32 protein-coding genes are annotated in these 25,452 nt (G+C 65.8%); 3 read left to right on the top strand and 29 right to left on the bottom strand.

Annotated features, from left to right (window positions below):
• Positions 1-4 precede the first annotated feature (4 nt).
• The 18 genes from HNV26_RS14320 to HNV26_RS14405 form a co-directional block, all read right to left on the bottom strand.
• Positions 5-646: a hypothetical protein gene (locus HNV26_RS14320; RefSeq protein ID WP_171442057.1), complete on the bottom strand. Its 642-nt coding sequence runs from the start codon at positions 644-646 to the stop codon at positions 5-7.
• Positions 643-921, bottom strand: a complete 279-nt coding sequence (locus tag HNV26_RS14325) for a hypothetical protein (protein ID WP_216612253.1) — start codon at positions 919-921, stop codon at positions 643-645. Before HNV26_RS14325 ends, HNV26_RS14320 begins: the two co-directional genes overlap by 4 nt.
• Positions 918-1,415, bottom strand: a complete 498-nt coding sequence (locus HNV26_RS14330; protein WP_253816558.1) for a hypothetical protein — start codon at positions 1,413-1,415, stop codon at positions 918-920. Before HNV26_RS14330 ends, HNV26_RS14325 begins: the two co-directional genes overlap by 4 nt.
• 26 nt (positions 1,416-1,441) lie before the next feature.
• Positions 1,442-2,080 (bottom strand): hypothetical protein, encoded by a 639-nt coding sequence (locus HNV26_RS14335; protein WP_171442059.1) that lies wholly within the window; start codon positions 2,078-2,080, stop codon positions 1,442-1,444.
• A 1-nt stretch (position 2,081) separates the two neighbouring features.
• Positions 2,082-2,459 carry a hypothetical protein gene (locus HNV26_RS14340; protein WP_171442060.1) on the bottom strand — a complete coding sequence of 126 codons (378 nt, stop codon included), beginning with the start codon at positions 2,457-2,459 and terminating at the stop codon, positions 2,082-2,084.
• Between the two features lie 8 nt (positions 2,460-2,467).
• The gene (locus HNV26_RS14345) at positions 2,468-2,638 is read right to left on the bottom strand and encodes a hypothetical protein (RefSeq protein WP_171442061.1); all 171 of its coding nucleotides are present in this window, start codon (positions 2,636-2,638) and stop codon (positions 2,468-2,470) included.
• A gap of 158 nt (positions 2,639-2,796) precedes the next feature.
• The gene (locus tag HNV26_RS14350) at positions 2,797-3,408 is read right to left on the bottom strand and encodes a phage major capsid protein (protein ID WP_171442062.1); all 612 of its coding nucleotides are present in this window, start codon (positions 3,406-3,408) and stop codon (positions 2,797-2,799) included.
• Positions 3,409-3,454: 46 nt separating this feature from the next.
• Entirely contained in the window at positions 3,455-4,135 is a 681-nt protein-coding gene (locus HNV26_RS14355; protein WP_171442063.1) for a hypothetical protein, read from the bottom strand.
• Entirely contained in the window at positions 4,132-5,484 is a 1,353-nt protein-coding gene (locus tag HNV26_RS14360; RefSeq protein WP_171442064.1) for an XkdF-like putative serine protease domain-containing protein, read from the bottom strand. The genes HNV26_RS14355 and HNV26_RS14360 overlap by 4 nt, the downstream gene beginning before the upstream one ends.
• Positions 5,477-5,662, bottom strand: a complete 186-nt coding sequence (locus tag HNV26_RS14365) for a hypothetical protein (protein ID WP_171442065.1) — start codon at positions 5,660-5,662, stop codon at positions 5,477-5,479. Before HNV26_RS14365 ends, HNV26_RS14360 begins: the two co-directional genes overlap by 8 nt.
• Before the next feature lie 130 nt (positions 5,663-5,792).
• A complete protein-coding gene (locus HNV26_RS14370; protein ID WP_171442066.1) occupies positions 5,793-6,278 on the bottom strand; it encodes a hypothetical protein in 486 nt (161 codons plus the stop codon).
• 58 nt (positions 6,279-6,336) lie between these two features.
• Positions 6,337-6,561, bottom strand: coding sequence for a hypothetical protein (locus tag HNV26_RS14375; protein WP_171442067.1), 225 nt, complete (start codon positions 6,559-6,561; stop codon positions 6,337-6,339).
• 253 nt (positions 6,562-6,814) lie between these two features.
• Positions 6,815-7,015, bottom strand: a complete 201-nt coding sequence (locus HNV26_RS14380; protein ID WP_171442068.1) for a hypothetical protein — start codon at positions 7,013-7,015, stop codon at positions 6,815-6,817.
• 116 nt (positions 7,016-7,131) lie between these two features.
• The gene (locus HNV26_RS38965; protein ID WP_171442069.1) at positions 7,132-7,407 is read right to left on the bottom strand and encodes a transposase; all 276 of its coding nucleotides are present in this window, start codon (positions 7,405-7,407) and stop codon (positions 7,132-7,134) included.
• A 71-nt stretch (positions 7,408-7,478) separates the two neighbouring features.
• Positions 7,479-8,558, bottom strand: coding sequence for a head morphogenesis protein (locus HNV26_RS14390; protein ID WP_171442070.1), 1,080 nt, complete (start codon positions 8,556-8,558; stop codon positions 7,479-7,481).
• Positions 8,539-8,820: a hypothetical protein gene (locus tag HNV26_RS14395; RefSeq protein ID WP_171442071.1), complete on the bottom strand. Its 282-nt coding sequence runs from the start codon at positions 8,818-8,820 to the stop codon at positions 8,539-8,541. The genes HNV26_RS14390 and HNV26_RS14395 overlap by 20 nt, the downstream gene beginning before the upstream one ends.
• Positions 8,817-10,616, bottom strand: a complete 1,800-nt coding sequence (locus HNV26_RS14400) for a phage portal protein (RefSeq protein WP_171442072.1) — start codon at positions 10,614-10,616, stop codon at positions 8,817-8,819. Before HNV26_RS14400 ends, HNV26_RS14395 begins: the two co-directional genes overlap by 4 nt.
• On the bottom strand, positions 10,613-10,828 hold the full coding sequence (locus tag HNV26_RS14405; protein WP_253816559.1) for a hypothetical protein: 216 nt from the start codon (positions 10,826-10,828) through the stop codon (positions 10,613-10,615). The genes HNV26_RS14400 and HNV26_RS14405 overlap by 4 nt, the downstream gene beginning before the upstream one ends.
• 229 nt (positions 10,829-11,057) lie before the next feature.
• On the opposite strand from HNV26_RS14405, the gene HNV26_RS14410 reads away from it, so the two are divergent.
• Positions 11,058-11,960: a hypothetical protein gene (locus tag HNV26_RS14410; protein WP_171442073.1), complete on the top strand. Its 903-nt coding sequence runs from the start codon at positions 11,058-11,060 to the stop codon at positions 11,958-11,960.
• Positions 11,961-12,067: 107 nt separating this feature from the next.
• On the opposite strand, the gene HNV26_RS14415 is transcribed toward HNV26_RS14410, so the two are convergent.
• The 3 genes from HNV26_RS14415 to HNV26_RS14425 are packed head-to-tail and all read right to left on the bottom strand — an operon-like array spanning position 12,068 to position 15,317.
• Entirely contained in the window at positions 12,068-13,900 is a 1,833-nt protein-coding gene (locus HNV26_RS14415; protein WP_171442074.1) for a DUF4209 domain-containing protein, read from the bottom strand.
• 59 nt (positions 13,901-13,959) lie between these two features.
• Positions 13,960-14,709 (bottom strand): hypothetical protein, encoded by a 750-nt coding sequence (locus HNV26_RS14420; RefSeq protein WP_171442075.1) that lies wholly within the window; start codon positions 14,707-14,709, stop codon positions 13,960-13,962.
• A gap of 44 nt (positions 14,710-14,753) precedes the next feature.
• Positions 14,754-15,317 carry a phage terminase large subunit family protein gene (locus HNV26_RS14425; RefSeq protein WP_171442076.1) on the bottom strand — a complete coding sequence of 188 codons (564 nt, stop codon included), beginning with the start codon at positions 15,315-15,317 and terminating at the stop codon, positions 14,754-14,756.
• A 578-nt stretch (positions 15,318-15,895) separates the two neighbouring features.
• Between HNV26_RS14425 and HNV26_RS14430 the strand changes: the two genes are divergently transcribed.
• Entirely contained in the window at positions 15,896-16,072 is a 177-nt protein-coding gene (locus tag HNV26_RS14430; RefSeq protein ID WP_171442077.1) for a hypothetical protein, read from the top strand.
• Positions 16,073-16,199: 127 nt separating this feature from the next.
• Here the strand turns inward: HNV26_RS14430 and HNV26_RS14435 are convergent, their stop codons facing one another.
• Positions 16,200-17,021 carry a BRO-N domain-containing protein gene (locus HNV26_RS14435; RefSeq protein ID WP_216612255.1) on the bottom strand — a complete coding sequence of 274 codons (822 nt, stop codon included), beginning with the start codon at positions 17,019-17,021 and terminating at the stop codon, positions 16,200-16,202.
• Between the two features lie 143 nt (positions 17,022-17,164).
• Between HNV26_RS14435 and HNV26_RS14440 the strand changes: the two genes are divergently transcribed.
• Complete coding sequence (locus HNV26_RS14440) at positions 17,165-17,779, top strand: tyrosine-type recombinase/integrase (protein WP_171442079.1); 615 nt, start codon at positions 17,165-17,167, stop codon at positions 17,777-17,779.
• A 1,103-nt stretch (positions 17,780-18,882) separates the two neighbouring features.
• Here the strand turns inward: HNV26_RS14440 and HNV26_RS14445 are convergent.
• From HNV26_RS14445 to HNV26_RS14475, 7 genes are all read right to left on the bottom strand, one after another.
• Positions 18,883-20,001 (bottom strand): AlbA family DNA-binding domain-containing protein, encoded by a 1,119-nt coding sequence (locus HNV26_RS14445; protein WP_171452811.1) that lies wholly within the window; start codon positions 19,999-20,001, stop codon positions 18,883-18,885.
• Between the two features lie 466 nt (positions 20,002-20,467).
• A complete protein-coding gene (locus HNV26_RS14450; RefSeq protein WP_171442081.1) occupies positions 20,468-21,403 on the bottom strand; it encodes a DUF4238 domain-containing protein in 936 nt (311 codons plus the stop codon).
• Positions 21,400-22,455 (bottom strand): hypothetical protein, encoded by a 1,056-nt coding sequence (locus HNV26_RS14455; RefSeq protein ID WP_171442082.1) that lies wholly within the window; start codon positions 22,453-22,455, stop codon positions 21,400-21,402. Before HNV26_RS14455 ends, HNV26_RS14450 begins: the two co-directional genes overlap by 4 nt.
• Positions 22,456-22,745: 290 nt before the next feature.
• Positions 22,746-23,657 (bottom strand): AT hook motif domain protein, encoded by a 912-nt coding sequence (locus HNV26_RS14460; protein WP_171442083.1) that lies wholly within the window; start codon positions 23,655-23,657, stop codon positions 22,746-22,748.
• A gap of 8 nt (positions 23,658-23,665) precedes the next feature.
• The gene (locus HNV26_RS14465) at positions 23,666-24,496 is read right to left on the bottom strand and encodes a hypothetical protein (RefSeq protein WP_171442084.1); all 831 of its coding nucleotides are present in this window, start codon (positions 24,494-24,496) and stop codon (positions 23,666-23,668) included.
• Positions 24,472-24,738 carry a hypothetical protein gene (locus tag HNV26_RS14470; protein ID WP_253816560.1) on the bottom strand — a complete coding sequence of 89 codons (267 nt, stop codon included), beginning with the start codon at positions 24,736-24,738 and terminating at the stop codon, positions 24,472-24,474. The genes HNV26_RS14465 and HNV26_RS14470 overlap by 25 nt, the downstream gene beginning before the upstream one ends.
• 68 nt (positions 24,739-24,806) lie before the next feature.
• Positions 24,807-25,452, bottom strand: a 646-nt coding sequence (locus tag HNV26_RS14475) for a 3'-5' exonuclease (RefSeq protein ID WP_171452812.1), incomplete at its 5' end; no start/stop codon positions are given.

The raw sequence follows: 25,452 nt of genomic DNA on the forward strand, positions 1-25,452 counted from the left end.
CGCCTCAGCCCTGCTTGGCCCGCAGGTGGGGGACGTGCGAGTTGAGCCACTCGAGGGCCACGTGCGTGGCTTCACTCACCACCGCGCCGTGGCGGACGGACACCGAGGTGAGGGCCAGCGTGTGCGCGGCGACTTCTACGTCCTCCGGCCGGCAGCCGTAATGCTTGAGGCCCTCGGCGATGGGGCGCACGGCGGGCAAGGTGCCGTAGCGCCAGTAGTGCAGCTCCAGGTTGCAGGTGTAGGCCTCGGCCTCGTAGCGGGCGCGCGCGGAAGCGCTGGTGAGGTAGGCCAACTCGTAGCTGGGGCCCTCCTCGTCATGCTGGACGACGTGTTGGTGCTCGTGGACGCACACCACCACCTGGGCCCACAAGTCCCAGCCGCCCTTCGGCACGCCCACCTCGAAGGGCACGTAGAGGGTGCGGCCCACGGTGGTGGCGTACTTCTCCAGGAAGCGCTGCCTGTCGAGGATGCCCATGCGCTGCAGCGCCTCGGCCGCAAGCTGCATTTCGAGGGAGTCGGCCTTGTTGGCTGTTTGGGTGCGGAAGCGCTCCTGCATGTACTTCCAGAAGGCCCACACCTCCGCGGGCTGGATGTCGCGCTGGAAGAGGGTGCCCACGCCAGGCAGGGACTGGAGGTAGCCCTTCACAGAACACCTCCGGCCTCGGTGCCTGCGTCCACGGTGGTGGGCAGGCAGGTGTGGCCGGCGATGCCCTCCTCGTTGACGTAGGTGCAGGTGAAGGCCGTGCTGCTGTGCTCGCTGATGGCGTCGCAGTCGGCCAGCGTCTGCCAGTTGCCGTCGCCGTTGCAGATTTCGGCGACGTTGCCGGCGCACCGGGTGGACACCGGCGCGCACCCGTCCGGCGCGCGGCAGCGGACAAGGAGGGCGGTGGCGAGAAGTGAAGTGAGTAGCAGCGCTTTCATGTGAGTCCTCGGGCTTGGGGCCTGTCGTTGAAGGTGACGAGAAGGAGGTTGCGGCGAGGCCTCCGGCGATGGAGTCCGAAGCCCGTGGGGCGTGCCTCGGTGACGTACAGCCCGGGAGGAGTCCTCACCGCCTGCACGAGGGTGCCCGTGACGTCGTACAGGGCCCCCAGCCTGTCACTGGGACGGATGAGGGCGTCGCCAGTGGCCGCATCGACGAGGCCGAGGCGCTCCAAGTCTCGGAAGTGAAAGACGAGTTCGAAGCTCGTCCGGGGGCTGTTGCCGGAAGGAGTCATGCGCAATGACTCAAAGGCATCCGGCTCCACCTGGCAGGGGACACGTATGGGCGGAAACTCGCGGCGGAAGGCTTCGGCCAGGCCGTCGTCGTCCTCGTCCACCAGCACCGGCTCGCGGAAGTCCGCGTCGTACCCGCTGGCATGGGGGCCCGGGCCGGGGCCCGCCATGGCGGCGGTGTCCAAGCGATGCAGCTCGGCCAAGATGGGGAAGATGAGCCTGCCTCTCACTACGCGGCTCCGGGCAAGGAGGGCTTCACGTAGGGGGCGAGGAGGGTGTCCACCTCCGGCTCTCCGGTGAGAGGCCGCACCGCGGGGCGGACAGTGTCGAGGCGGTAGCTCTGCTCGCGCGTCCTCTCTTCCACCACGCGCCAGCGCGTGCGCTCCTCCAGGGAAGCCTCGTCCGCCAAGGGCGAGAGGCTGCGAAGGACGAGGAGCATGCAGGCGCGGCGGATGGCGGGCGGCGTGCGTCCCTCGGGCGTCCCGTCCGCCTCGGTGTAGCCCCAGCGCGCGCCCACCGTGACGTTGCCCTCGCCACGCGGGAAGACACGGCCATGGCGGAAGGTGAGGCGAGGCCCGTCGAAGCCCGGGCCCACCGGAGCGCCCACCACCACCAGGCGCTCCCTGGAGAAGGACACGTCCGTCCCGTAGAGGGCCAGGCGGTTGAGGCGAATGGGTGGCACCGGCAGCCAAAGGGACGGAGTGCCACGCCCGTCGAGGTGCAACGTCGCCGAGCGCGGCTCGAAGTACCACCCCGTCACCTTGTCGATGGTGCGCGTCGCCTCCTCGAGGAGGACGGCCAGGCGGGTGTCGCCCGCCATGGCCGCTGTGACGCCCTCGGCGCGCATGTCGGCCACCGTGGCGTACACGTCAGTCCTTCTCCCGCTTGGCGCGGCGCGTGTCCTTCTCCTCGCTTGCCTTCGGGAGGTCCTCCGTCGTCAGCGTGCCGGCGGGCCGCGCCGCACTCAGCTTCAGCTCGTCGCTGGCGCTGCGCTTCACGCGGGCCTCGTCGGCCTCGGTGGCGTCGAGGGACTTCGCCTCGGCTTCCGTGCAGACGTCGAAGGCGAGCGGCGAGTAGGTGTCACCGGGCAACTGGTGCACGGTGCGCAGGTAGTCCGCCACCGGCTTCTCCACCCGGTACCAGCCGCGCTCCTCCTGGAATTTGATTCCGGCATACGTGTAGCGCCGCAGCACGTGGCCGCGGCGCGCGTCGTATGCCTTGAGTCGGACGAGATAGGTGTTGTCCATGGTGGGCCTCACAACTGCACGTTGATGGCCTTGGCCGTGCCCGGCTCCTCCGCGAACTTCGCGTCGAAGCGCAGCGTGGCCACCACCTTCAGCGTGCCCTCGGAGATGTCGCGCGCCGACTCGAGCCGAATCTGCCGCCAGATGCCGACGTGGATATTCTTGGGGTTGCAAAGCAACACCGCCGTGCGGTCATTCGTCGCGCCGAGGTTCTCCGGCCAGAGGGGAATGGGCCGCAGCGGGACGCCCGAGTAGAGGACGGGCGCGTCACCCTCGAGGAACTTGTCGCCTACAGCCGTGGCCCTCTCCGCCAGCGTGCTGCGGTAGTCCAGGTCCGCGTCTACGCTGGTAAGAGGAACCCCATGCTGCTCTTGTCGCGCAGGTGCTCCGAGGGCAGCGACTTGAGCAAGTCGCCGAGGACGTCCTTGGAGATGGGCGCGCCGGCCGCGTCCACGACGTTGCTGGTGGCCTGCTTCAACACGCCGTCCAGCGTGGCGAGGAAGGGGTCCGCCGAGGCGGTGTCCCCGTTGACGAGGATTTCCTCCATGTCGCGGGAGATGGCGTCCGCCATCATCTCCATGAGCGTCTGGCGCAGCTCGCCGCGCTCGATGGAGTCCTCCAGCACTTCGTCGGAGAGGCGCACCTCGCCCTTGAAGAGCTTGGCGTCCAGCTCCACCTGGGAGAGGTCCGGCTTCACGCGCTGGGCGGCGGGGACGGCGGTGGCCTCCTGTCCAGGGCGGAGGATGCGGCTGCCGAACTTGAGCTTGCTGAACTGCTGCTTGGGGGCCGCCATCGGGACGACGGTGCACTGCTGCAGCAGGACGGACTGTTTAATCAGCAGGCGCATGAACTTCTGCGCCTGGGCGGGCTGGAGGATGCCGCCGCCGGCCGTGAGGTCGGCGAGGGCCAGGTCCGCCTTGGCCAAGAGGGTGCTGTTGTCGAGACGGCTCATGGGGATTCCTTCGGCGTTGAGGCTTCCTGGTGGCGGGTGGGGACGTTCAGACGTCGTGGAAGGAGAGGGCCTTGTCGACGCTCTCCCGGTTGAGGGGCTTGTTGAGGTCGAGCGGCCAGCCGACGTCCTCGACGGTGGGCTTGGGCGGGCGCTCCGCGGGAGCACTGCTGTTGGGCAGGCCGAACTGCTTCTCGACGCGGCCCAGGCGCTGGTGCTGCTCCTTCACGGAGCCCTCCAGCGCGCGGACGGCGTCGGTGAGCTTCGTCAGGCCTTCCATGACGCCGGAGGCGTCGGGGCTCGGCGCGGGCGCAGCCGGCTGCGGAGGGGACGCGGGATTGGCGGCCTTGGCTCGCGCCTCGACGTCCTCCTCGTCGTCTTCGTCTTCGTCCTCCAGTGCGTCGGCTAGCGTGCGCAGATGCTGGGCCACTTCCACCACGCGCACGCCGTCGATGCCGTCCGTGGAAGCCAAAGCCTCGACGAGGGCTGTCACCGCTTCGAGGGCCTGCTGGGCCGTGGCGACGAGCGCGTCATCGGCCTTGGAGGTGTCCGAGGCTGCGCTGTTGGTGCCCTCGGCCTGCGAGGTGTCTTGAGGGGCGTCGGGCATGTCGTCTCTCTTCACGAGGAGGAAGCGGTGCTTGTTGGCGGCCCTGTCCACGAGGGACACCTCCTCCACCACCATGTCGATGAGGCGGTGGACGGAGGCGGGGCCTTGGGTGGTGCTCGTCATGCGGCCTCCGGCTGGGAGTCAGCGGCTGGTGTGTCGGAAGGAGGCGTCTCGGAAGCGGGAGATGCCTCGGGGAGCCGGCGCGCGGTGCCGCCGATGCTGAAGCCCGTCAGCTGCCCGTCCTTCACGCGGCCCCAGAGCTCGTCGGAGAGGACGCGCACGGCGAGAAGCCAGGTGCCCTTGCGCACCGGCACTTCGCCCAGGTTGAAGTCGACGGGCGCCAGGTAGCTCTCCAGCACCTTGACGTGCCCGTTGACGCGCATCTGGTGCATGAGGCCCAGTCCGCCGAACTCCTCCATGAAGCGGTGCGCGGCCTGGCGAATCTCCGCGGGGGAGTAGATGTCGCCCTGCGCGTCCACCGTCTCCGGCTCCAGGACGACGCCCAGGACGTACCGCTCGTCGTCGGGCTCGACGCCCTTGAGGAGCGGCTTCGTCGCGACGAAGGAGGCGGTGTCGGGCGACTCCTCCGGCTGCCAGTCGTCCACCGTGAAGTCCGGGCCGCCTTCCAGCGCCTTCGCGGCGGGCTGGTAGTTGGAGACGAGGAGCTGCGTCAGCACGGAGGAGCCGCCCACGCCGCGCATGGCGGCGATGGTGCGAGGCGTGCGAATTCGTTTCACGAAGAAGTCGGAGCCCTTCAGCAATTGGGGCAACTTCCCCCGAATGCCATACGTCATGAGCCAGCGGCCCTTCAGCGACTTGAGGACGCCATAGAAGCGCTCCTCGTCGAACTGGCCCTCGCCGACGTCGACGTTGTAGCCAGGGTAGGGCGGGTCCAAGAAGAGGACGGTGTCCTTCCCGTCGTACTTGCGGACCACGCGCTCATAGTCGCCGCTGTACACCTTCACGCGCTTGAGGCGCGGGGCGAACTGCTCAATCCGCGCGAGCGTCTTCGCCTGCGTGCCCGCGCCGCTGGGGCTGAAGCTGCGTCCGCGCAACTTCCCGTAGGAGAAGTGCGTCAGATAGAGGAAGCGGTGCAGTCGCTCCACGTCGCCCTTCGGCTTCGCATCGAAGAGGCTCTTAAACGTCTTCTCGTCGCCCACCCACGGCAGCTTCTTCAGCTTGGCCATGCTCGCGGGCGCCAGCTTCTGGAGGAGCCGGTACGCGTCGGCGATTTCGGTGTCCGCGTCGTTGATGGCCTCGACGTCCGAGGGCTCCTTGGCAAAGAGGACGGCGGCGCTGCCGGCGAAGGGCTCCACATACGTCTTGTGCGCGGGCAGCATGGCCACGAGCCGCTTCGCCAGGCGCTTCTTGCCAGCGGGGCTGCCCCAAATGGTCTTCTCCACCGGCTCGCCCTGGAGGGACTCCAGGACATGCCGGGCCCGGGCGAGGGCCTTCGAGAGGGTGTTACCCATCGCGGAGTCCCTCCGGGTCGAAGCCCCACGCCAGCTCTCCCGAAGTGGGGAGGTTGAGGTCGCGAGGCCAGACGACGGGCGTCGCCTCGGCCTTGGCCGTGGAGGTAGACTCCTGCGTCGTCGTGTTGCCCTCCGCCGTCGGAGGTGAGGTGGGGGTAGGTGTCGAGGTGGCCTGCATGGCGTTTCGTCTCCGGAAGAGACAAAGGCCTGCGGCGCGAAATCGGGGACATCGCTACGCGGTGGCGACTGGATGTTCGTGGCGAAGGCCCATTCAGTCACCAGGGGCAATGGGGGGAGGTGTAGGGGCTTCAGTCTTCAGCGATGAGCGACTTGAGTGCGTGCTCGTAGGTTCGGCGCTCGAAATCGAACGGACCGAAGCCTACGTAGCTCCACTCGCCCGCCACGCGGTTTGGACCGCGGTGGGGATTGGCGAAGTCACGCCAAACCACTCGGTCCTCTCGCACTTCGATTCGGCATACCAGAGGCCAGCAGCCAGATAGGCCACAGTCGCCGCAGGCCAGCACTGAAATGCGGTCGTCGTGATTTTCGTCCTGCTTGCCAGGGGGGGCGTAGAAGTGCTGCGACGGGTCATTCGTGGCTCCACCGTAGGCCAGCCAGGTGTAGGCACCCGCGATGCTTAGGCTCCCCTCGCGCATTGCCATGGGGCGTTCGAATTCGCGCACCAAGTCGATGAGCGGGCGTCCGTTGATGAGGATGCGGAGGCCGAGACGACGGGGGACAGCGGAATCATCGTCAACGTCAGCATCAACGATGTTGAATGCGATGGAGTCCATAGGGCGAGCGAGTGTAGTTGCTACCGGCAGCACCGTCCGCGCTGAGGGACTTCACGTCTCACGCGCGGCATGGGCCTGCGTAGAGGCCCTCGTCACGCAGCTCGTCCGCGCGGGCATTCCCCGCGCCCACCGCTCCGACGCGCTGGACATGCTCGTCCTTCACCCCGAGGTGGCCGCTCTGTTGCTGGCCGGCGGGTGCCGCGTCTCCTGGTGCGCCACCTGCGGCGCCTCGCTGCCCACAGCCCGGGACGCATTGGCCCACCAGGACACGCAGCGTGAGCATCTGGTGCAGAGCTTCCTAGGGCGGACTTCGTTCGGTTTCACCGCCAGCTCGAGCCCATAACCTTGTTCCACGGAGGAATGCCGTACGATATTGTTTCCGGACCGATGTGGCGGAAGCTATCGCCATCCGGGCTTGGTCCCGATGGCCGTACCGTGGGCCATTGGCCGTGGCCTTCGGATAGCCAAATGAGCATCCATACTCAAAGGGCTATTGAACTCTTTCAGCGGGGGCTCCGATGAGCTGGCGCCAAGAACTAGATAATTATGACCCTGACACGCTGTTGATCATTGAGATAGCTGAGCGCTTTCTTCAGGACTACTTCCACCACGATGCCGATAGGGCCGAAGGTATCTTGACTGAATACTTCAGGCGGTTTGGGAAGTGGTTCGACGAGGGGTTTGTGCAGCACCAGCTCTCCTGGCACCTTGCTGCAGAGGCGCACTTCTGCGTCCATCTTGGAGGCCGTCGAGGCGAGCTTCCGGAGTGGCGAATGAAGGAAGGACTGCTTAAGACGCCTCCGGATGCCTTGGAGTACCTGAGGCAGCACTACTGGAACCGACACAGAGGGGGCTAACCCGGAGAGCAGTTGAGGTGAAGGAAGGATAGGCAGTGGCGGAACCAGGCGGTGAGCTTCGTGAGAGGAGTACCCGCGCGGAGCCGACGCACTGCCCGGGCCAGTTCTTCGACGGCGCGAGGCGCGAGCTTGCGCAACTGCCGCTTCAGGTCGGCCCACCACAGCTCGATGGGGTTGAGGTCGAGGCTGTAGGCCGGCAGGTACACCACGTACGCCCCCACCGCCTCGATGGCCTGGCGCAGCTTCTCCGGGGTGGGGAGGCCAACACTCATCCCCTATGAAGCTCAGACCGCGCCGATCACGTCAACCGCACCTCGGGTTAACTCCGCGGTACGCCCGTCCTTCACACGACAGCGAGTGTCGTGGTGCGGCAGAGTCCGTGGTACGGCGGGAAGCCTACGCCCACCTCCACCAACATTCTGTCCGAAGCGAGGGAGCGGAACTCGCCGACGTCGTCGCGGGTGCCGGCGGCGGAGCGGAGCACCTCGGCCAAGCGTGTCTCTTGGCCACCTCGGTTGACGTAAAGGAGGGTACGCCCGGTGTCCGCGTCGAGGCGCTCTCGCACCCAGGGCAACTCCTGCTTCACGTCCTCCGGCCGTTCGAGGAACTCGACGCGCTCGAAGCGCTGGAGCGCTTCTCCCACGGAGAATGTCCGCCCGTGGAGGAAGCGGCACACCTGGGTGGTGGCCTCGTCGAGCACCGCCTCGATGCGGTAGCGGCGGATGCCTGCCTCGGCGTAGCTGCTCATCTGACTGAAGGAGCGCCCCTGGCCGATGAAGTGGCTTGCCACCACCTCCCAGTAGAAGGGGGCTCGCTCGATGAGCGCGCCGCGCGCGGCCCTCTCCAAGGACTCAGCGATGTCGCTTCGCCCGAGGCCGGCCTCCAGCCCCTCGGCCACGAGACGCCGGGCCTCCTCGCCGAAGGCGTCCAGCCGGCGCCCGTACTCGTCCCGGATGAAGTTGCCCTGGGGGCGGACGATGTGCTGCGCCACGCGCCTGTCCACGGCATTGAAGCGGGCGGCGAGGGCGAGGCCCTGCTCTCGTCGGGCGTGGCTGCGGGTGGACGCCACCACCTCCTGGGCTGCGTCGCCGAGGGGCGCCTGGATGCGGGAGGGGATGACGGCTGTCTGCCGGCCAGCGGCCTCCAGAGCCTGGGCGATGAGGCGCCTGCGCTGGACTGCTGTCGTCGTCCTCCAGTCCACGTCGAGGACAGCCACCGCCTCTCGCATGGCGTCCACATCCGCGCGCCCGACGGCGCGACGGAGGCGCGCGGCAAGCAGGGCCACGGCGCGGTCCATGCCCGCGGCGGTGCCGACGTCCAGGGCCTTGGCCACTGGCAGCCGGAGGACGTCCCCCAGGAGGGTGTCCGCTACCGCGCGCGCCTCGTGGATGACGAGCAGGCTGTCAGCGGCGGCCAGGCACACGGGGCACCTCCTGCGCCACCAACTCCACGGGGCTGCGGCGCCTGGCGCGCACTTCGACACCTGCCGGAGTGGGGGAGAAGACGACGTCGTGGCTGGTCGCGCACCTGTCACACAGCGCGAAGACGAGGAGGCCGTTGCGCCACAGCGTCGTCGTCTCCTCAAGAGGGCCGCGCCTATGGCACATGCGGCACTCCAGGACACCGCGCTCGGCGTCAGCCTGGGCCTGGAGCACCCACGCGCGTTGGAGCTGCTCGGGCGTCATGTGGGTTGCCCCGAGAACCAGGTGTCGAACTCTTCGCGGGGGACAGGGACGTGCTCGGTGTCCATGTAGCGGCGGGCCAGCGCCAGGCGCCCTTGGGCTAGGCGCTCCTCCTCGGCGCGAAGCTCTTCTCGCAGCCCCAAGAGGCGCTTCGCCTCGCCCAGCAGCGAGCCCTTGTCCTTCTGCGGCGTCAAGTCGGTGGAGCCGGTTTGGATGCCCGCCAACGTGAGTGTGAGGGGGCGTCGGACCCAATCATCCGAAATCTTCCGGAACTCGCGGTGGAAGATGTCGCCGGCCAGGTGGCGGCCCTCCTCGGGTGTCAGTACGCCCACGCGCACCAGGCGCTCCACCATCTCCGTCATGCGCTCAGGGTCTCGCGTGGCCGTCGTCTGCGACCTGAATTTCCAGAAGCTCACGCCCATGTCGGCGAGCACCTTCCGATTCAGCAAGAAGTCGAACTCGTCGCGCTCGGGTTGGAACACCTGGTCCTCAGCGAAGCGCAGCTGAGCCTCGGCCACGGAGCGGTTGAAGTCCCGCCCGTCCCCGCGCAGCAGGGGCGGTAGGCGGAAGGCGCTGCCCACCTTGTCGATGTTTCGCTGGTCGTACTCCTGGAAGAGAGCGTCCTGCTGCTGGGCATCCGTCAGCGGGCGCAGCTCAATCTTCGCGCGGCCCCCGTCACCCGTGCCTGCGCCGTCCGCCTCGAGGATGAGGATTTTGTGGAAGTTGGCCTTCCCCTTCAGGTTCTCCTCGATGAAGCGCTCGATGCGCGGCACTGAAGCGTCGGAGAGGCGCCCTCCGGAGACAAGGAGCGCGAGCGGCGGGACGGACTTGTTGTTGAAGTAGAGGTAGTTGACCTCCTCCATCTGCCGGGAGCCGAGGACGGACAGCAGGGTGCCTACCCAGCGAGGAATGCCGTAGGGCGAGCGCGGGGAGTGGATGGCGAAGTGGATGAGCTCCGTAGCGGGGCCGTCCGAGGCGTCCGCGGCCTTGAGGGCGGCGACGTCCGGGAATGCGCGGCCGGTGAGGCGGGAGATGACGCGCGAGTCTGAAAAGGCCTTGAAGTACACCCGCTCGCTGCCCTGCACCTGGATGTAGCGGCGCAGGCGCCGACGAGTGGTGACGGTGTCGAAGCTGACGGCGGAGATGCGGACGCGCTCGCGCACCTCAACGGCCTCCTTGTCCAGGGGCAGGAGGCGCACGGTGTAGGAGGGCACGTAGACGAAGCGAGCGATGTCGCCCTTTCCGTCGCGCAGCACCTCCCAGTACGCGTTGCCCGTTACCTCCAAGTCGTGCCGGGTGCGGCGGCGCAGCTCGACGAAGCTGGAGTCGAAGCAGCAGAAGTCGAAGAAGGACTCCAGGCGGGCCTTCTCCACCCGGGCCTGCTGGCGCACTTCCTCCGCATGCGCAGCGACTTCCTCGTCCGTGGGAAGTAGGGGCGTCCCGGAAGGAAGCGTGCCGGCGTCACGCGCGGCCAGGCGCTCCAGGGCCATGGCGTCGGCCACCTTCTCTTGCGCCCCATCCCCGTCGAAGTCGATGGCGGGCTCGAAGCGGAACCCGAAGCCGTCGATGTTCGTCGCGTAGGCATCGACATTCTGTCTCAGCGAGTTGGAGTGCTCGACGAGGAGGCAGAGGGCTTCCGGTTCATATGGGGGCTGAAGGGCGCCCGCCTCGCTGAAGGCCACGGACTCCTCGCCACCGGGGCGGCTTGCGGGCTCGTCGACACGGGCGCCCACCACTACTGCCTTCAGAATCGACTGGAGGCGCTCCTCGGCCTGGTGGACATCCGCAGGCACCGTCACGGGAGGTCCTCCACGTAGGCCAGGAGGCCCGTGGGGGTGTGAGAGACGGCGCGCACGCGCTGGCCGCGGGCCGTCAACTCGACGCGTGCGGCCTCCTGCAGTCCGTCGAGGGTGGAAGCCTCGATGGTGAACCCTGGCCCGGGGCGTGGCGCGCCCGAGCCAGAGGAGAGGACGAAGACTTTGACGTCACGCTGCACACGGGCCTCCCTCACCAGGTGGAGGCAAGGCGCGCGGTGGGAGGGGTGCCCTCGTCGTGAGAGGGCGTTAGGGGCCGCGCGCCTCACCTCCAGTGAGGACAAAGGCCTCGGGCCCGATTTCGGGGACATCGGGTGGGAGTGCTTTGGGGGTGTGTCGAGACGAACTGCGACACACCAGGGATGGCTCTGCGGTGCCGTCCCTGGCGAACACGTTGATGGCCCTCTTCAACGCGGAGGAGACACCATGGACACCTACCGAGTCGCGAGGCTGCCCGCGCGCCTGCGTGGCTTCGCTCTACCGGACACGAGCACGTCACCCGAAGGCTACGTCGAGGCGGGTGACTACCTCGTGCTCGAGGAGAAGGCCCGATACCCCACGCCCGACACCGACTACTCCCGGCTGGTGGTGCCGCAATTGGGTGTGCTCGGCACCTGGGTTTGCACGCGCTGGCGTACCCAGCGCTACGCGACGCTCGCCTCCCGGGAGCGCGCGCCTGCCATGGCCCGGCTGTCGTTCGACGACGAGCGGATGGCCGTCCCGGAGGAACGGCTCACCACGCTCCTGGGGGCGTTCCTCGACTACAGGTACGACGTGAGCCGGGCGTACTACCCGTGGGCGCTGCCCGGCGTCCGTGTCCCGCTGGCGCCGCCCAGGCTGAACAACTGCTGCACCTTCGTCGAGGCCCTGCTGGTGAAGGCCTTCTCCGAGGCGCATGGCTCGGCCTTCTCGTGGGACATGCGACGCCACAGGCAGATGATGATTGCCTCCACGGAGGACTACTTCTCCCCGGTGACGGCCGCCATCGAGTCCGGCATGGCCTTGCCGGCGCCGTCGGCGGACGTGCCGCCCCACCCCTGGACGCTCATCCAGGGGTGGCGCAGTCAGTGGGGCTCGGGGCACACCTTCCTCGTCCTGGACCACCACTCGGAGACGGACAAGGTGTTGGTGCTGGAGTCCAACGCTGGCTTCGGCCTCGACGGCGTCGGCTTTCGTGGCCTCGGCAACCTGCGGGAGGTCGGCCTTCAGCCGCCTGCGCAGTGGTGGACGCGGAGCGCGGTGTGGACGTGGCACCGCATCTGCTCGACGTACCCCTTCCGGCGGCAGGCCTGGCTGAAGGTCACGGCTCACAGACTGTCGAACTTCTAATACGCCTCGATTTAGGCCCTCGGAGGATTACTTAACCTTCGAGGGAGTCTCGTTCGGCGCGCATCCGTAGCGGCCAAGCGGAGTCTGGGCCTTGTTCGCCGTACCTGCTATGGCTGGTTGCTGGTGGCTTTGGGTGCAATGCTTACAGCATTTGCCAATTGGTATAGAAGCGCGAGGGTGATTCCAGTGATATTTGCCGTGCAATGCTGCGGACGAGCAAGCCCGTGGGCGAATTCGTTTCGAAGGTTGAGGCCTGTTTGTGAATTCAAAAGTGAATCAATATGCATCCAGAGGTCATTCCCTATGTACTCTTTTATTGTTCGGCCATCTGGAAGGGCTCGGCGCATCAACTGCCCGAGAGTAGCGTCATCGGTTCGAGAGGTGCCATCGCCGATGTTTGGCTTGAATTCAGTGGTGTCGACTCCGAGGTTGCGGAGGTGTTGGCGCAGGACGTCCTCTATTCTCAGCACGAGAATGTGCGAGGCGGAAATGAAGTCTTGAGCAATGAGGCGCTCGCACCCGTGTCGGAGCAGCAGCATGGTTTCGTCATCCAGCGCCAGCGGAGAGAGCGGTGCGACGAGGTGCGCTTCTGTTAGCCCTATGGCTTGCGCTGCGTGGATTGCTGTGTTGGCTACGGCTGTGCCGAAGAGGAGCGCTTGAGTCATTGCTCGGCTCTCGATGTCGAGGTCCAAATTCCCTTCTGGAGAGTCGCTCTCGCCCGCAACTTTTCCAGGGGCTAGTATTTTCCGACTGAGCATCGCGAACAGCGGTGTTTCGGCACTCGTCTCTCGTGCCTGTTCTTCAATCTTCTGGCGATTGGGGATTTCGTTGATCGCCTGCTCAAAGAGGGCGTTGATCGTTTGTTCTGGTGTCTCGCGAGTGTAGTCCATGAGTTCTGCAGGAACTTCAATTGAGAAGCTGTATGGGGTTAATTCCCCTGATGTCGTGCCTATGTTGATTGCAGCTTGCTCAGCCAGTTGAAGCCGAGTGATGTCCTCTTGCGTAAAGAACCGTCGTCCTTGTTCGACCAGCTTTCGCGCATCGCGGATGAAATGGGCCGACACAAGCCAGTTTTCCTGCTTCCGGAGAAATTCCGCTCGGCGCAGTGTCGCATTGACCATGCGTCGGATCTTGTCTTCGTGCGCCTTGTCGCCTGGCTCCCCCCAGTGTTTTCGTAGCTTGCACTCGACTTCCGCCACTTTGTACGAGCCTGTGTCTGCAAGTGGGTCGGACTCGTAAAATGTCGTGGCATCGCCGAGGAGCGCAGTGGCCCTAGTTCGAGCATCCTGCGGAGTTGTTGCTAGTGGCAGGCCTGCTAGGTGTTCGAGGTAGTCCGCAACCCAGCGATGGCGATAAGGACTTTTCTCGGCGTCTTCTGGGAACGTTAGTGACTGTTCTGCTAATGAAATGAGCCATTGTGCCCATTCGGCCTGGGCCTCCTTTTTTATAATTCCAGGGCGGGCGATGAGCGGGGCGGCTCCCCTTAGCGCTAGATCGATGTAGCCACCTATGGCGGCGCGCTTTGGAGCTTTGTCTTGGCTCTTAAGTGAGTCGTCGATGTGTTTTCGGTAGGCTGAGAGGGAGTTGTCGATATACGTTCGGTAGGTCGCTAGGAGTTCTTGCTGGAGTTCAATCCATGCCCGGCCTCTAGGTTCTGAGCGAAGAAGGATGAATGTGAGGTGGTGGATTTTGAGGATGAGGTCCTGTGTTTCTGTAACTCGCTCGCGAGCGTATGCCGTTGTGCTGTCTGTGAGGTGATAGGCCTGGGCGTATGCTTCGTAAGGGCGTCCTTGAAATGGCGAAGCGTCAGTGGATGGCGCTAGAGAGATTGTTAAGATTCCTAATTCCCAATTCAAAAGTTCGACGGTTGCCGCATCGCCAGTTGATTCTGCGTGCCTTAGGGCCTTTGTGACTGTTCTTGGCTTTTGGTAGAACGCCAAGGACTCTGGCAGGGTGGCTGGCGAGTCATAGTCGGGGCCGAGAATTTCCGAGATGCGTGTCATGTGCAGAACCCTCTGCTGCTTGGATGAGGAAGTCGGAAGAGCCTGTCCGTTGTGACCACCGTATTGGCGGCGTCGTAGACGAGGTCGCTCAGGTCTGTTTTGCCTGACCTTTTCCCGCGTTTCAGAATCGTTTTCCCCTTGGTACAGCAGATGAGGGTTAGATGGTTTTCAATGTCTTTAGTGTATGTTTTAAGTCTTGCGTCAAAGTTCGCCCGTCCGCCGTCTTCCCAAAGGTTGCGGAAGACGATGTCTCGGTAGATTGACGTGGGTGCTACTCCCAGCGAACATTGGTATCGGATGGCGTTCATTAGGACCAGCCGATAGCGCCCCGTGGCGACCCTTTCAAGATGGTCCAGGCGATGATGTTGGAGCCTCATGCAGTTTCCAATGTTCTGGCCAGTTTTCCCCTGTGCCGGGCCAAGAGGCTTTAGGTCTGGAGTGAACTCGTTTGCATGCGGGCTCTCCAACACCATCAGCAGGAGGCCGTCTCCTCCCAAATTCCACCCCTTGTTCGTGTCGAAGCCGACACGCTCGAAACGCTTGTGGCAGAGCGTTTCCTGCAGGATGCCGTCGGCCACGAAGCGAAATCCGTCTTCAGTGTACTCCACTGTGGCGACCGCTTGATCATCGCAGGGCTCCCTGGCGAACGGGGGGAAGAACTGCTTCCTGGCTATTGCCCGTGCTCGCTTGGCAGCGCTGATGAAGACTGAGGCAAGATTCTTGTTCCTAGATGTGGGCATCGCCATGTGTCCTTGCAGCGGTGACGTTAGACTGCTCTGGATTGGAGAGACTAGCCAAGAACCCGAACTCCGATCTCCCCGCTACCTCGTCGCTCGGGCCCTCGCTCGCGCTGGCACGCCAGGGCAACGGCCCAGAACTTGTCCGCGTGCCCGCGGCTCGTGCGCTCGGCATCGAAGGACACCTTCCCCGAGGGCAGCACGCGGCGCTTGATGGAGTGAATCTGCCCGACAAGCTCACGCTGGCGCGGCAGCGTGACGTCGCGGCGCTGGAGGAGAATCTTGAAGTCAGTCGCCCAGCGCTCCTTGGCCTCGTTGGTGAAGTTCTCCTCCACCACCTGGGGGAAGTCGCGGGTGAGGTTTTCGGCCAGGTTCATGCCGATGCCGCTGCGGTCGACGCTGAGGCGCGCCACGGGCAGGACGGAGAGGAGGCGGCGCAGGTGGGCCTCCTGTTCCGCGAATGCGACGCCCTCGAAGCTCTTTAGCAGGCGGCACGTGAAGCGGCCCTCGACCTCCTCGAAGACGGCCAGCTCCGAACGGTCTCGGGTGCGGCCCACATCGAAGCCCGCCACCAGGCGGCCCTGGGGCACGGGCACGTCGGACGCATCCTGGGCCAAGGACAGCTCGTCCGTGGTGCACGGGAGGATGAGTTCGTAGGGGAGGAAGCTGTAGGACTCGTCGACGTAAAAGGCATTCGAACTCCTGCTGGAAGTCCTCCAAGGGGAGCGAGTCGAACTGCTCGGTGAGGACGGGGCGCCCGAAGCGAGCGACGCGCTCCTCGGTGGACATGAGGGGCGCCTCCACTGCGGCGCGCCTCACGTTCAGACAGAAGAAGCGGCATAGCCACCAGGGCACCAGTTGGCGGGTGTGATGCGGGTACTTCCGCAGCTCCTGCGTGTCTATCTCCCAGAAGATGCCGCGCCGGCCGAGCGGGGTGCTGCCCCCGGTGAGCTGGCCATGCGAGCGCAGGATGAGGGCAGTGCTGCCTGTGTAGACTTCGCGGTCGTTGACCAGGTGCGCCAGCTCGTCCAGGTACACGTCACCGCGCTTCCCGCGCGGAGGTTTGGCGGGGACGGAGATGATGCGCGAGAGGCGCCGGCCCTTGGCGTTGGACTCGAACGCCAACTCCGTCTTGGCATCCGTCACGAGCTTCTTCTGGTAGGCGAGCGGCAGCTCCTCGTACACCTGCCGGGCGATGAGCACCTTCTCCACCGCGTCGCTCAAGTTGTACGAGACGAACACCGCCGTGTGGCCGTCGCGCAGATGGCACCGCGCCAGGGCCTCGAGCGCGAACAAGAAGGAGAAGCCCACCTGGCGGCTCTTCGCGACCCAACGGAAGCGGGAGCGGTTGCCGAGGAAGGACTGCTGGTAGGGCTCCAGCACCACCGGCTCGTTGTCGTACTGGCACAGCCCGGAAATGAATCCGGACTCGGTGGCCAGCCACTGGGTGAGGTCGTCCTCGGTGCGCTTGACGATGCCGAGCGTCACGGTGTTCTCCTTCAGCCGAGGCCGGCGCTCATCGACGAGGAACGCGCGGCATCCTCCAGGACGCCGAGCACCTCGGGTCGCCAGAGGAGCTGGTAGGCGGCATGGCCGTTGCGGCTGAAGGGGACGGCCTCGGCGTACTCCCGGCCAGCGTCCGTCAGCTCCCACTCCTCCCGCTCGTTGCGCCGCTGGAGGCCGCATGCTGCCAGGCGGAGGTTCATCTTCCGGGCGGACAGCCCCAGCTTCTGGCCGAGCTGCGTGGCGTTGAGCCGCGCGGGTGGCTCGGCGGCGGCCGGCAGCCCCCTGCGGTGAGGCTCCATCGTCAGCCCCGTGTCTCGGTGGATGGCATCGAGCGCGCAGGCCGCTGCCAGCTCGGGCTTGAGGCCTGGGACGAAGGAGGCGAGCGTCCTGGCCACTTCCAGGTGGGCCAGCACCTGGACTTGGAGCGGTGGGGGCAGCGCTGGGAGTGGCTGTGGTGACGGTGCGCCTGGCGCCGTGTAGCTGCCCGTCTTGCGGATGGAGGGCAACACCGTGTGGGTCACCCAACGGCGGAATCGCTCCACCTTCTCGGCCTTCTCGTCACTCTGGGGTCTGGACGCGAAGGTGGCTCGATACAGCCCTGGCTCGCTGATGATGGACACCTCCTGTTCTCCTCCGGGGGTACGCACGTTTGCGTATCCCTTCTCATCGTCTGCGAGCATGCGCGTCATGTCGCTGGCCATGCGGTATTCAAGGGCCGCCGCGACGTCTTTGGCGACGAACCAGGGCTCCCCTTGCACGTCGGGGACGATGCGGACGTGGTGCGACTCGAAGTCGAATGCAACAAGCTGATTCACAGGGATTCCTTCCTGTTGAGGTTGGGAGAGGTAAAAGCCGTGCGAGGCCCCGGCGCGGGATTCAATGGGCTGCCGTGGTTGGGACTTGTCTTGTCGGGGCGACAGAGCGTGCATGGCCGCGTCCTCTTCACGAAGGAGTCGCCATGTCTGCCTATGCCGCTGTCGTTCGCGCACCCCGCACCCTCACGGAGAAGGAGGTGGCGCTGCTGCTGCGCGCTACGGGGTTGCACAAGGATGGATTCAGGGACCACTGCCTCTACAGCCTCGCGCTGGCCTCGGGCTTGAGAGAGCACGAGCTGGTGGCCCTCAACATCGGCGACATCTTCGACGAGCGTGGGCGCGCACGCCGGCACGTGGAGCTGCATGTCTTCAAGGGCTGCCGCCGGCACCCGCGCCCCCAGGAAGTCGTCCTCTCGGACACGGTGCGCGCGAAGCTGGAGAAGCTGCTGCGCCTGAAGCGCTCGCAGGGGCATGACGTGGGGCCCCTGGCGCCGCTCTTCCTGAGCCGCAAGGGCCTGCGCCTGTCCACCCGGCAGGTGCGCCACGGCTTCGCGGTGTGGCAGGAGCGCGCGGGGCTGGAGCGGCACCTGAACTTCCACGCCGTGCGCCACACCGCGTGCACCGGGGTGTACCGGAGGACGAAGGACATCCGCCTCACCCAAAAGTTCGCGAGGCAGCGAAGCGTCGACTCCACCGTCATCTACACGCACCCCTCGGACGACGAGCTGGTGCGCGTGACGAACGACTTGCCCTGCTGATGGGGCACGCCGCCTCCGCGCTGAGCGCCCGCGAGAGCCCCAGGGCGGGGCGGGCAGCTGCGCGAAGGCGGTGAGGGGCGGACGTGGGCGGGGCCCATGCGGGCCGCCCCAGCCGCAGGCGGCGAAAGTGAACAGCGCGAGGCGTTCACTTACCGAGCGCAAATGAACAGGGGAGGGGTGTTCACTTTTTCGGGGGTGACTCTCTCGAAAAGGGCCCCAGATACATGCCCCGGCGGCGAGGCCCGTACGAAAAAACGCACCACCCCCCACCCTGGCGTCAGGGGTAGGCGGGGTAGGCGTGCTGGCGTCATCGGTAGGCATGGTTGCGCCCGGCAGGGGCAGGCGGTGAATGTGACTGGGGACGAGTTGGGCCGCGCAATGGGCGGCAGGCGGCCGCAACCAGCGGAAAGCGGCAATCGGCCTCGGCACTTCGGCCTTTCATGAGGGCTCGTAAGCGCGCGAAACAGCGTGGGGGCGGTGACGCCGAATGGCCGCCTTTACCCATTTCCGGCCATTCGGCTCGGCCCTGGTAACGGCACGCGCGCCCAGGTGCGCGCGGGGCGGAGGGCCGGGGCTTCGAGGGCTGCGTGGGGGCTCGTGGGGCTCACGAGGAGGACAAAGGCCTGCGGCCTGAAGCGCTGGGGGACACGCGCGCACGAAAGGGGCGTCACGCGGCGAAGGCGCTGGCGCGCGGGGATAAACCGGGCTGCGCCACAGGCGGGCCACGCGGCGGCCAGCTGGGCCCCAGCGAGAAGAGGGCAGGTGGGCCGGGGAAGTGAACGGCGCGCAGGAGTCCGGCACTCTGGACGGAGTGTGCTTCCGGGCCCGAATTATGGCCCGGACTCGTACCGCGGCACTCGAGCACCTGGTGGCCGGGCGGCCTAACGCCGCGAAACTACGAGACCTGTGGCGCCAGGCGTGTGCTTCCGCGCGCCAGGCCGGAGCTCTACGGGGAAAGTGACCAAGCGCGGCCGGGCGCGGTGAAAGTGAACGCGCTCATTCTTTGTGAAGCGCTTGGAACAAGGCGCCAGGGGGGATTCTTCTCGAGGGCAGGCGTTTGATTGCTAATTCTGGTTGGAGGGCGTTCTCGTCTGCGGTCATAGCTACATTTGCGTTAAACGTCGGAGTGCCAAGTTCGTTGTCTCAGGAGTGAGACAGCGGGGGTCTCCAAACCGGTCAACAATCCAGATGTCGAAGAGTTCTTCTGGCTCGATGCGTGTGACCGCCATGACCAGGAAGGTACGCGTGGCTATGTGTGGTTCCGCATCATAACGCGCAAGGTGGCGGAGCCCTTCTGCTACGAGTTCAGGGCGGTCTGTGCGGTGTTCTGCTCCGACGATTTCTTCGGGGACTGCTCGGTAGACGTACCTGCCGTTTGGTTGTGGATTGAATCCAGCCTGTTCAAGCGACGCTGGGTGGCGATCGGTTTCGGAGTAGTAGGAACGGAACGAGGTGTAGATGCTTTTAAGGTTTGTTTTCGCTTCGGCTTGGTGTGATTTTATTGTGGAGAGCCTGAAGTCCGTAAGGAGTCTTCCAAGGAACCCAGGCGCAGTCGCCTCGTTAGTGAGTGAAGGAGGAACGAAAACGTCGCGACGTGCACGAAGCACTTCGCGAACACGCTCCTCTTCGGCGAACTGCGCCGCTCTCTTTCGGTCGTTCTCGAGATGCCTTGCTCCTTCCCCCGCGCGAAGGAGTAGCGTCTCGCGTAATTCAGCCCAATCTTCTAGTCGTGAGATTGGCGCCGACGAAACGGTTAGGCTTGAGCGATAAAGCAGCGTGCCCTCAACAAGGGCGTCAGGTTGATGGGATTCACCTTTGCTTACGCGTACTACGATCGGGACTTTGGAGAAGGTGGAGACTTCCAAGACGATGCATGATTCAATCTGATGTACCTTCAAGTCGACGGCAGGTTCTAGTTGGGCGTTGATGGTGCTTAGTACTTTGTCGCGGTCGCCCCAATGGGCCAGTTCGTTGGGACTCAGCCCACAGAGAACGCCCGTTTTATCTTCAATGCCAAGTACAACAAGGCCTCCCGATCGGAGGTTTGCCATCGCGGCGACCGCTCTGATGACCTTGCGAGTCGCGGCTTTGTCGCGAACCCCTTCTTTAAATTCAATCTCACGGCGCTCTCCATTTGTGGCGAGCGTTCGGAGCTCTTCGATTGAGCGTGGCACGGGGTGGGGCATGACTGGGAGCATATCGAGTAGCGCCGCAAGAGCCATGTGTTATTGGCGGGGTGAAATTGCCCCAGCCGTCGCGCGGCTGCAGTGCTGGTTGGTTGGCTCCGAGTGATGAACAGCCAGCCTATGGGGGCTGCTCCACGTCGCTGGGCTTGGCTGTGCCCTCAGGAGTTGTTCATGGGGCGATCCTGGGTGCGTCACAGTTGTCGGCGCCGATTTCTACCTCCGCGTCCACCCTGCCGAGCCCGGTGGTCCTCGTCTCGCGTGCAGCACGAAGGGCTTGGGCAAGCCTTGCCTGGAGACGCGCCAGCGAGAAGCTGGCGGGCGGCACTTGGCGGGAGTCGGTACCTCCCATGACCAACGCCTTCAGGCGTGCCTCAGTGTTGATGTCGGTAGGATGCCACGCGCACTCCGCCATCGATGACGCGCGCGAGAATTTCCACTGACTTTCTCGGGCGGGAACACTCAGGCAGCCCATACCTGAGTTCTGGGGCGCATGCCCGCTCGTTCAGCGCGGAGCCATGTCGAACGGAAAGCGGACCCGGCTGTAAGTCTGGGCGGACTGCTGGGAGAGTAAGTAATTTGCAAAAGACGCGAGGCCTGGCACTGCAGGGGCTGCGATGATGGCGTGCTGGCGCGGCCGGGCCATGAACAGTAGCTTGGGCGTGAGAGGCATCATTACCGCCTTCGCCGTTGCGACCCCTGTTCCCATCCAAGGCGGCTGTTCTGGATGTGGTGCGAGAACGACAGGCCGGCTACTTGTGACCAGTTCCTCTTCGTCCGGCACCCGGTAGAAGCCGAGATGCATCCCAGCGAGTGCTCCGAAGACCGCGTTCTGGGGCTTCAGGAGTGCCGTGGTGAGGAACCCGTTATTAAGCGTCAGCTGTAGATCCTCGGAGCGCAACGTCTCGCGAACCTCCTCGTAGCTGGGCAGGCCCTCCCGCCTCATCGTCGAATCTTGAGCGAGCATCCGGGCTACACTTGCCTCGAATCGCTCTCTCCTTGACATGATGACGTCCAAGGTCATTCGCGCCAGGCTGCCGGCGAACTCTTCGAAGCTTTGGCGCAGCTCTGGTCCACGGACAAGCTGCAGGGCGACGAACGACACGATTGCATCGGCCTGCGGGACCGTGGGCGCCTTTCGCGGATTCGAGTCGACCTCGCGGATGGCGGCGATGATCTTTCCCTCCGCCTCTGCTAGCGCCTCCTCTACGGCATGCGGTGGCGTCCCTGGATCAAGCCGGTAAAGGTCTTCCACCCAAGCGACTTTGTCTGGCTTGGAGAGCCAGCTTCGGCCCTGAGTCTTGTCCCAGACCCAGAGCTTCCCGTTGCGCCCCCTGGGCTCCGCGAAGAACCCGATATAGCCCGCCGGAACGTAGTGATGCCGCCGAGAGTCGGGCTGGCGCAGCTGCCTCTGTGCGCGATTCCTATTGTTTCGGCTCATTTCTGGAGTCGCTCCGCCAGGACGCTAGGCCACGCCAAGGTCACCCCGACCGAGTCGCAGAGCGACTGCCATTCAGGATCCGAGGGTTCTCGCTCGGCAACCAGGTAGGCACGGACGGGCGTACCAAACGAGGCGAGCCGCTGGCGGTAACGCAGCACTTGGCCGAGGCCAAGTCGGAGTTGCCTTTCCTCGTTGTCAACGGTGAGTGACTTGACCTCCGCGACGCAGAGGGTCTCTCCATCATGCCAGAGGAGGTCGTAGGCGGGGTCGTCGTTGGCTGGCGAGAGCGGTTTGTGCCCGTGCTGCTGGACCACGTCGGCCAAGAGATTCTGGGTCTTGGCGTGGCCTCGGATTCCGCGCTCGACAACCGCAGGGTCTACTGGGAACGGGTCACGCTCGGAGAGAGCTGCCTCTTCGTTTGCACGGAGGTAAGTCCGTCCTATCTTTGCAGCCTCCAACGAGTGTGGAAGCAGGCCCGCCATCGGGCGCTTGGCCTGTGCCCGGAGCAAAACTTGGACAGCAGTGCTGAGCTTCGGGAACGCGTCGACTACCTCCGCAGGCATTTTGAATAGATAGCCCTGCCCGCCACGCACACCGTCCGTTCGAATCTGGAACGGTAGGTAGAGGTTCCCCTTGGGATAAGCGCTTTGCACCGCGCTGTAGGCGGCCCTGAGAGTGCTCACGTTCGCCCTCAGCTCATCCAAGTGCAGTGGCTCGGGGAGTTCGAAGGGGCCGTGTAGGCCGCGAAAGTACCCCGGCCGCTTGAATGGTTGCTCCCCGCGGCTTGCGGTTCCGCGTGCTCCCCAAAGGGTCTCGGCCTCCCAGTGCCCGCCCTGCGCCACGGACCAGGACTCAATCCGGTTGCGCTCAGTCGAGTAGTGGAAAACGATGTCGCCCTCCTCTACTTCTCGTACGAGGGAATAGCCCCAGTACGGCTTGTTGCCCTTGCGGGTCTGAGGCGCGTGGAGGTCCACTCCGATGTCGGGCCGGTTCGTCCCCTCCATCCAGAATCGCTGCGCTGGGTTGTCTGCCCACCACCGGTTGAGCTTCATGGGGCTGAACATTATTCCGAGCCGCCGCAAGAGTCTCCAAGGGGGGCTGCAGTTCCGACCCCATATCTAGCGCACTTCCCGCAGCAGCGCGTCCTGCGGAAAGAGAACCAGGTCTTAGCAACAGAACAGCAGAGGCCCGTTAGTCATGAACGGAGATGGCCCAGTAGATCCTTCACTGATTCGAACCACGGCCGGCCCCCATCGTGGGCTGCTTGCATCGGGAGCGTGGACGGCCGGTTACATTGGGGCTCCTCTCGGTTCCCGCTGACATGAGTGCTCCCGGCAGCGTCTTAAGGTCCACTGCTGCCGCATTTTGGGGCGTTCTCTTCGTCGTCGCTGCTCACCACCTCCGCGTCCACCTCGCCGCGCTCTGCAGGCGTCGTCTCACGCGCCGCGCGCAGGGACTGCGCGTGACGGGCCTGCAAGCCCTCCAGGGAGAAGGTGGCGTGCAGCTCCTGGCGGGAGTCAGCGCCGCCCATGACGAACTCCTTGAGCCGCACCATGGTGTTGAAGTCGGTAGGGTTGTCGACGCGCACGCGGCCCTCGGCGAGGGCCTCCTCGAAGCCGAGGAGGTAGCCGTCAATCATCTTCAGGGCGTCGTCCTTGGAGACGGCGATGGCGTTGGCGCGCAGCTCGATGAGCTTCTGGTCCGCCTTGGTGGCGATGCGCGTCTTGGCCTCCTCGCGGCGGCGCAGGCAGTTGTGCTCCCTGGAGTAGTTGGCGACTAGGGAGGTGGCGACGCCGAAGCGCTCGGCCAGCTCGCGATACGAGGCGTAGCTCGTCATGGTGGAACCGTCGGGGAGCGTCTTCACGTCACCGAAGACGAGGGCCTTGTCGAGCTCCTGGCGTGGGAGCGCGGGCTCCTCGGACTTCCGGGGACGGCCCGTCTTGCGCTTCGCGAGCGGTGGCGTCGGTGGCGCCTCGGGAGGCTCCACAACCTCGGGTGGAGGTTGCCCCGCGAGGAGGCGCTTGCGGCGGCCGAGGCAGTCGTGCTGCTGGGCGTACTTGGCGACGGCGCTGTGGGCGACACCGAAGCGCTCGGCCAGCTCGCGCAAGGAGGGGAAGCGCCGCTTCACACGGCCCCGCGTGGTGGGCACCTCCTCGCCTTCCACAAGGAGCTTGTCCACTTCGTCATGGGGCAGCCGCGGGCCTTCAGCCTTCGTGGGGCGCCCCAGTCTCTTGAGGGGCTTCTTCTGGGCCATGCCTTCCCTCAGCAGCCTCCGGAGGGCTGTGACGCGGCGTCTCCGGCCTGGGTGCGCAGGCGTTGCATCAGCCGCGTGCGCTGGCGCTTCAGGCGCTGGTACGTCCTCTCGGCTTCGGCGGTGTCGCCCTCGACGAGGCGGCTGACGTAGGCGCGCAGCTTCTCGCGCCGGACGACGGTGGCCATGAGGACCTCGACGTCGCTGCGAGGCAGGGTGGCCCGGGCCAGGTGGACCAGCACGGCGTCGCGCTTCACGAAGCTCCGCCGGACGCTGGGCCGCCTGGGACTCTCCACCGGCGTGGCGGGCCGAGCGTCGGGCAGCCACTCGGCGAGCTGCGCCTGCGTGTACGTCTCGTGCTGCTCCGCGCGCTCCTTGCGGAGGTAGCGGAACACCTCGCGCGCTGTCTGCTGGCGCAGGCGGGCCGCCGTCCAGTCACCCCAGCGCGAGAGGGGGAAGCCGCGCGCGACGGAGAGGAAGGTGGCGAGGACGAGCTGGTCCAAGTCCTCCCTGGGCACCGCGTTGCCGAGGATGCGGCGACGCAGGCGATTCAACATGGGGGCGTAGGCGGAGACGAGGGCGGCTGCCCATGCCGGGCTGGAGGAGGCCTGGCACTCGGCCAGCATGGCCCGGGTGAGGGCCTCCCTCTGTGGGTAGGTTTCCTCGCGCACGTCGGCCAGGGCGGCCATCACGGACGCGAAGCTTGGGTGGTGGGCCAGGGCCGGCTGACGCACGCGTGCCACCTCGAAGAGGGGCTGGTGCCGCAAGGAGAGGGCTTCCTCCCGGAGTTGGCCTACGAGGTGGGTGAAGGCGTCTCTCACCGGGGGCGGGCCTCCCACCACTCGCGCACCAACTCGAGGAAGTCGTCCAACGGCATGGCGACGAGGGGCGGCTGCCCGTCGTCCTTGCACACGGCCAGCGGCCAGCGCCCCTCCGGGCACGTCTCCACGGCCTGGCGCAGGGCCTCGCGGACGTTGGTGCGCTGGTGGGCCTTTGCCTCGACCCAGAAACACGGCACCTCGACGTCGGACACCTCCTGGCCGGTGCGGTACTGGAGGCCGCGGCGGATGAGGGCCTCGGGCATGGCCTCGCGGAAGCGGTGGACGAGAGTCCGTTCCCAAGCTGCGCCCTTGCGACGGGAGGACGCGCCACTCACGAGAGGCCCCCATTCTCCTCCAGCAGCCTTTCCATGTGGCCGCCCCGGGACATGCGCACGGCGAGGCAGCGGGCCACCTCCAGCGCGCAGCGGGCGTCCGCCATGGCGCGGTGAGGCGTCGGCCGGTGGAGGCCGAATCGCTTCGCCAGGGCGTTGAGGGAGAGGGACTCCACTTCGCCAGTGGCGAGCAGCGGCCACGCGAGGCTGGCGGTGTCGAGGCGGTGGTAGTCGACGCCGGGCAGGGGCAGGCCGGAGCGGCGGTACCCCTCGGCGAGGAAGCCCCAGTCGAAGCCGGTGTTGTGGCCGGCCACGAGGGTGCTCGCCAGCAGAGGCGTCACCGTGGCGAGGACCTCGGGCAGAGGCAGGGCGTCCTGCCAGTCCTCGTCGGAATATCCGCACACGGCCAGGGCCTCGGGCTGGGCGTCAGCCAGTCGGGTGGGCTGCACGCGCGCCTCGTACTCGGCCAGCACCTGGAGGCTGCGGGCGTCGACACGGAGGACGGCAACCTCCAGCACCTCGTGCTGGGAGGCGTCCAAGCCCGTCGTCTCCAAGTCAATGAAGGAGAGCGTCCTCAGGTGGGCCGGGAGGCCGGGGAACGTCGGCCGGTGAAGGACGGGGGTGGGGGTGGTGTCGGAACCGGGG

The sequence above is a fragment of the Myxococcus xanthus genome (assembly GCF_013116825.1).
In the GTDB taxonomy this organism is placed as follows: domain Bacteria; phylum Myxococcota; class Myxococcia; order Myxococcales; family Myxococcaceae; genus Myxococcus; species Myxococcus xanthus_B.

Excerpts from the sequence above, each read along its gene's own strand:
- HNV26_RS14325 (WP_216612253.1), bottom strand. The coding sequence starts at position 921 with ATGAAAGCGCTGCTACTCACTTCACTTCTCGCCACCGCCCTCCTTGTC.
- HNV26_RS14340 (WP_171442060.1), bottom strand. The coding sequence starts at position 2,459 with ATGGACAACACCTATCTCGTCCGACTCAAGGCATACGACGCGCGCCGC.
- HNV26_RS14350 (WP_171442062.1), bottom strand. The coding sequence starts at position 3,408 with ATGAGCCGTCTCGACAACAGCACCCTCTTGGCCAAGGCGGACCTGGCC.
- HNV26_RS14355 (WP_171442063.1), bottom strand. The coding sequence starts at position 4,135 with ATGACGAGCACCACCCAAGGCCCCGCCTCCGTCCACCGCCTCATCGAC.
- HNV26_RS14360 (WP_171442064.1), bottom strand. The coding sequence starts at position 5,484 with ATGGGTAACACCCTCTCGAAGGCCCTCGCCCGGGCCCGGCATGTCCTG.
- HNV26_RS14365 (WP_171442065.1), bottom strand. The coding sequence starts at position 5,662 with ATGCAGGCCACCTCGACACCTACCCCCACCTCACCTCCGACGGCGGAG.
- HNV26_RS14370 (WP_171442066.1), bottom strand. The coding sequence starts at position 6,278 with ATGGACTCCATCGCATTCAACATCGTTGATGCTGACGTTGACGATGAT.
- HNV26_RS14375 (WP_171442067.1), bottom strand. The coding sequence starts at position 6,561 with ATGCTCACGCTGCGTGTCCTGGTGGGCCAATGCGTCCCGGGCTGTGGG.
- HNV26_RS14380 (WP_171442068.1), bottom strand. The coding sequence starts at position 7,015 with ATGGACGCAGAAGTGCGCCTCTGCAGCAAGGTGCCAGGAGAGCTGGTG.
- HNV26_RS38965 (WP_171442069.1), bottom strand. The coding sequence starts at position 7,407 with ATGAGTGTTGGCCTCCCCACCCCGGAGAAGCTGCGCCAGGCCATCGAG.
- HNV26_RS14395 (WP_171442071.1), bottom strand. The coding sequence starts at position 8,820 with ATGACGCCCGAGCAGCTCCAACGCGCGTGGGTGCTCCAGGCCCAGGCT.
- HNV26_RS14410 (WP_171442073.1), top strand. The coding sequence starts at position 11,058 with ATGGACACCTACCGAGTCGCGAGGCTGCCCGCGCGCCTGCGTGGCTTC.
- HNV26_RS14420 (WP_171442075.1), bottom strand. The coding sequence starts at position 14,709 with ATGGCGATGCCCACATCTAGGAACAAGAATCTTGCCTCAGTCTTCATC.
- HNV26_RS14430 (WP_171442077.1), top strand. The coding sequence starts at position 15,896 with ATGAGCACCTTCTCCACCGCGTCGCTCAAGTTGTACGAGACGAACACC.
- HNV26_RS14440 (WP_171442079.1), top strand. The coding sequence starts at position 17,165 with ATGTCTGCCTATGCCGCTGTCGTTCGCGCACCCCGCACCCTCACGGAG.
- HNV26_RS14445 (WP_171452811.1), bottom strand. The coding sequence starts at position 20,001 with ATGGCTCTTGCGGCGCTACTCGATATGCTCCCAGTCATGCCCCACCCC.
- HNV26_RS14450 (WP_171442081.1), bottom strand. The coding sequence starts at position 21,403 with ATGAGCCGAAACAATAGGAATCGCGCACAGAGGCAGCTGCGCCAGCCC.
- HNV26_RS14455 (WP_171442082.1), bottom strand. The coding sequence starts at position 22,455 with ATGAAGCTCAACCGGTGGTGGGCAGACAACCCAGCGCAGCGATTCTGG.
- HNV26_RS14460 (WP_171442083.1), bottom strand. The coding sequence starts at position 23,657 with ATGGCCCAGAAGAAGCCCCTCAAGAGACTGGGGCGCCCCACGAAGGCT.
- HNV26_RS14470 (WP_253816560.1), bottom strand. The coding sequence starts at position 24,738 with ATGCCCGAGGCCCTCATCCGCCGCGGCCTCCAGTACCGCACCGGCCAG.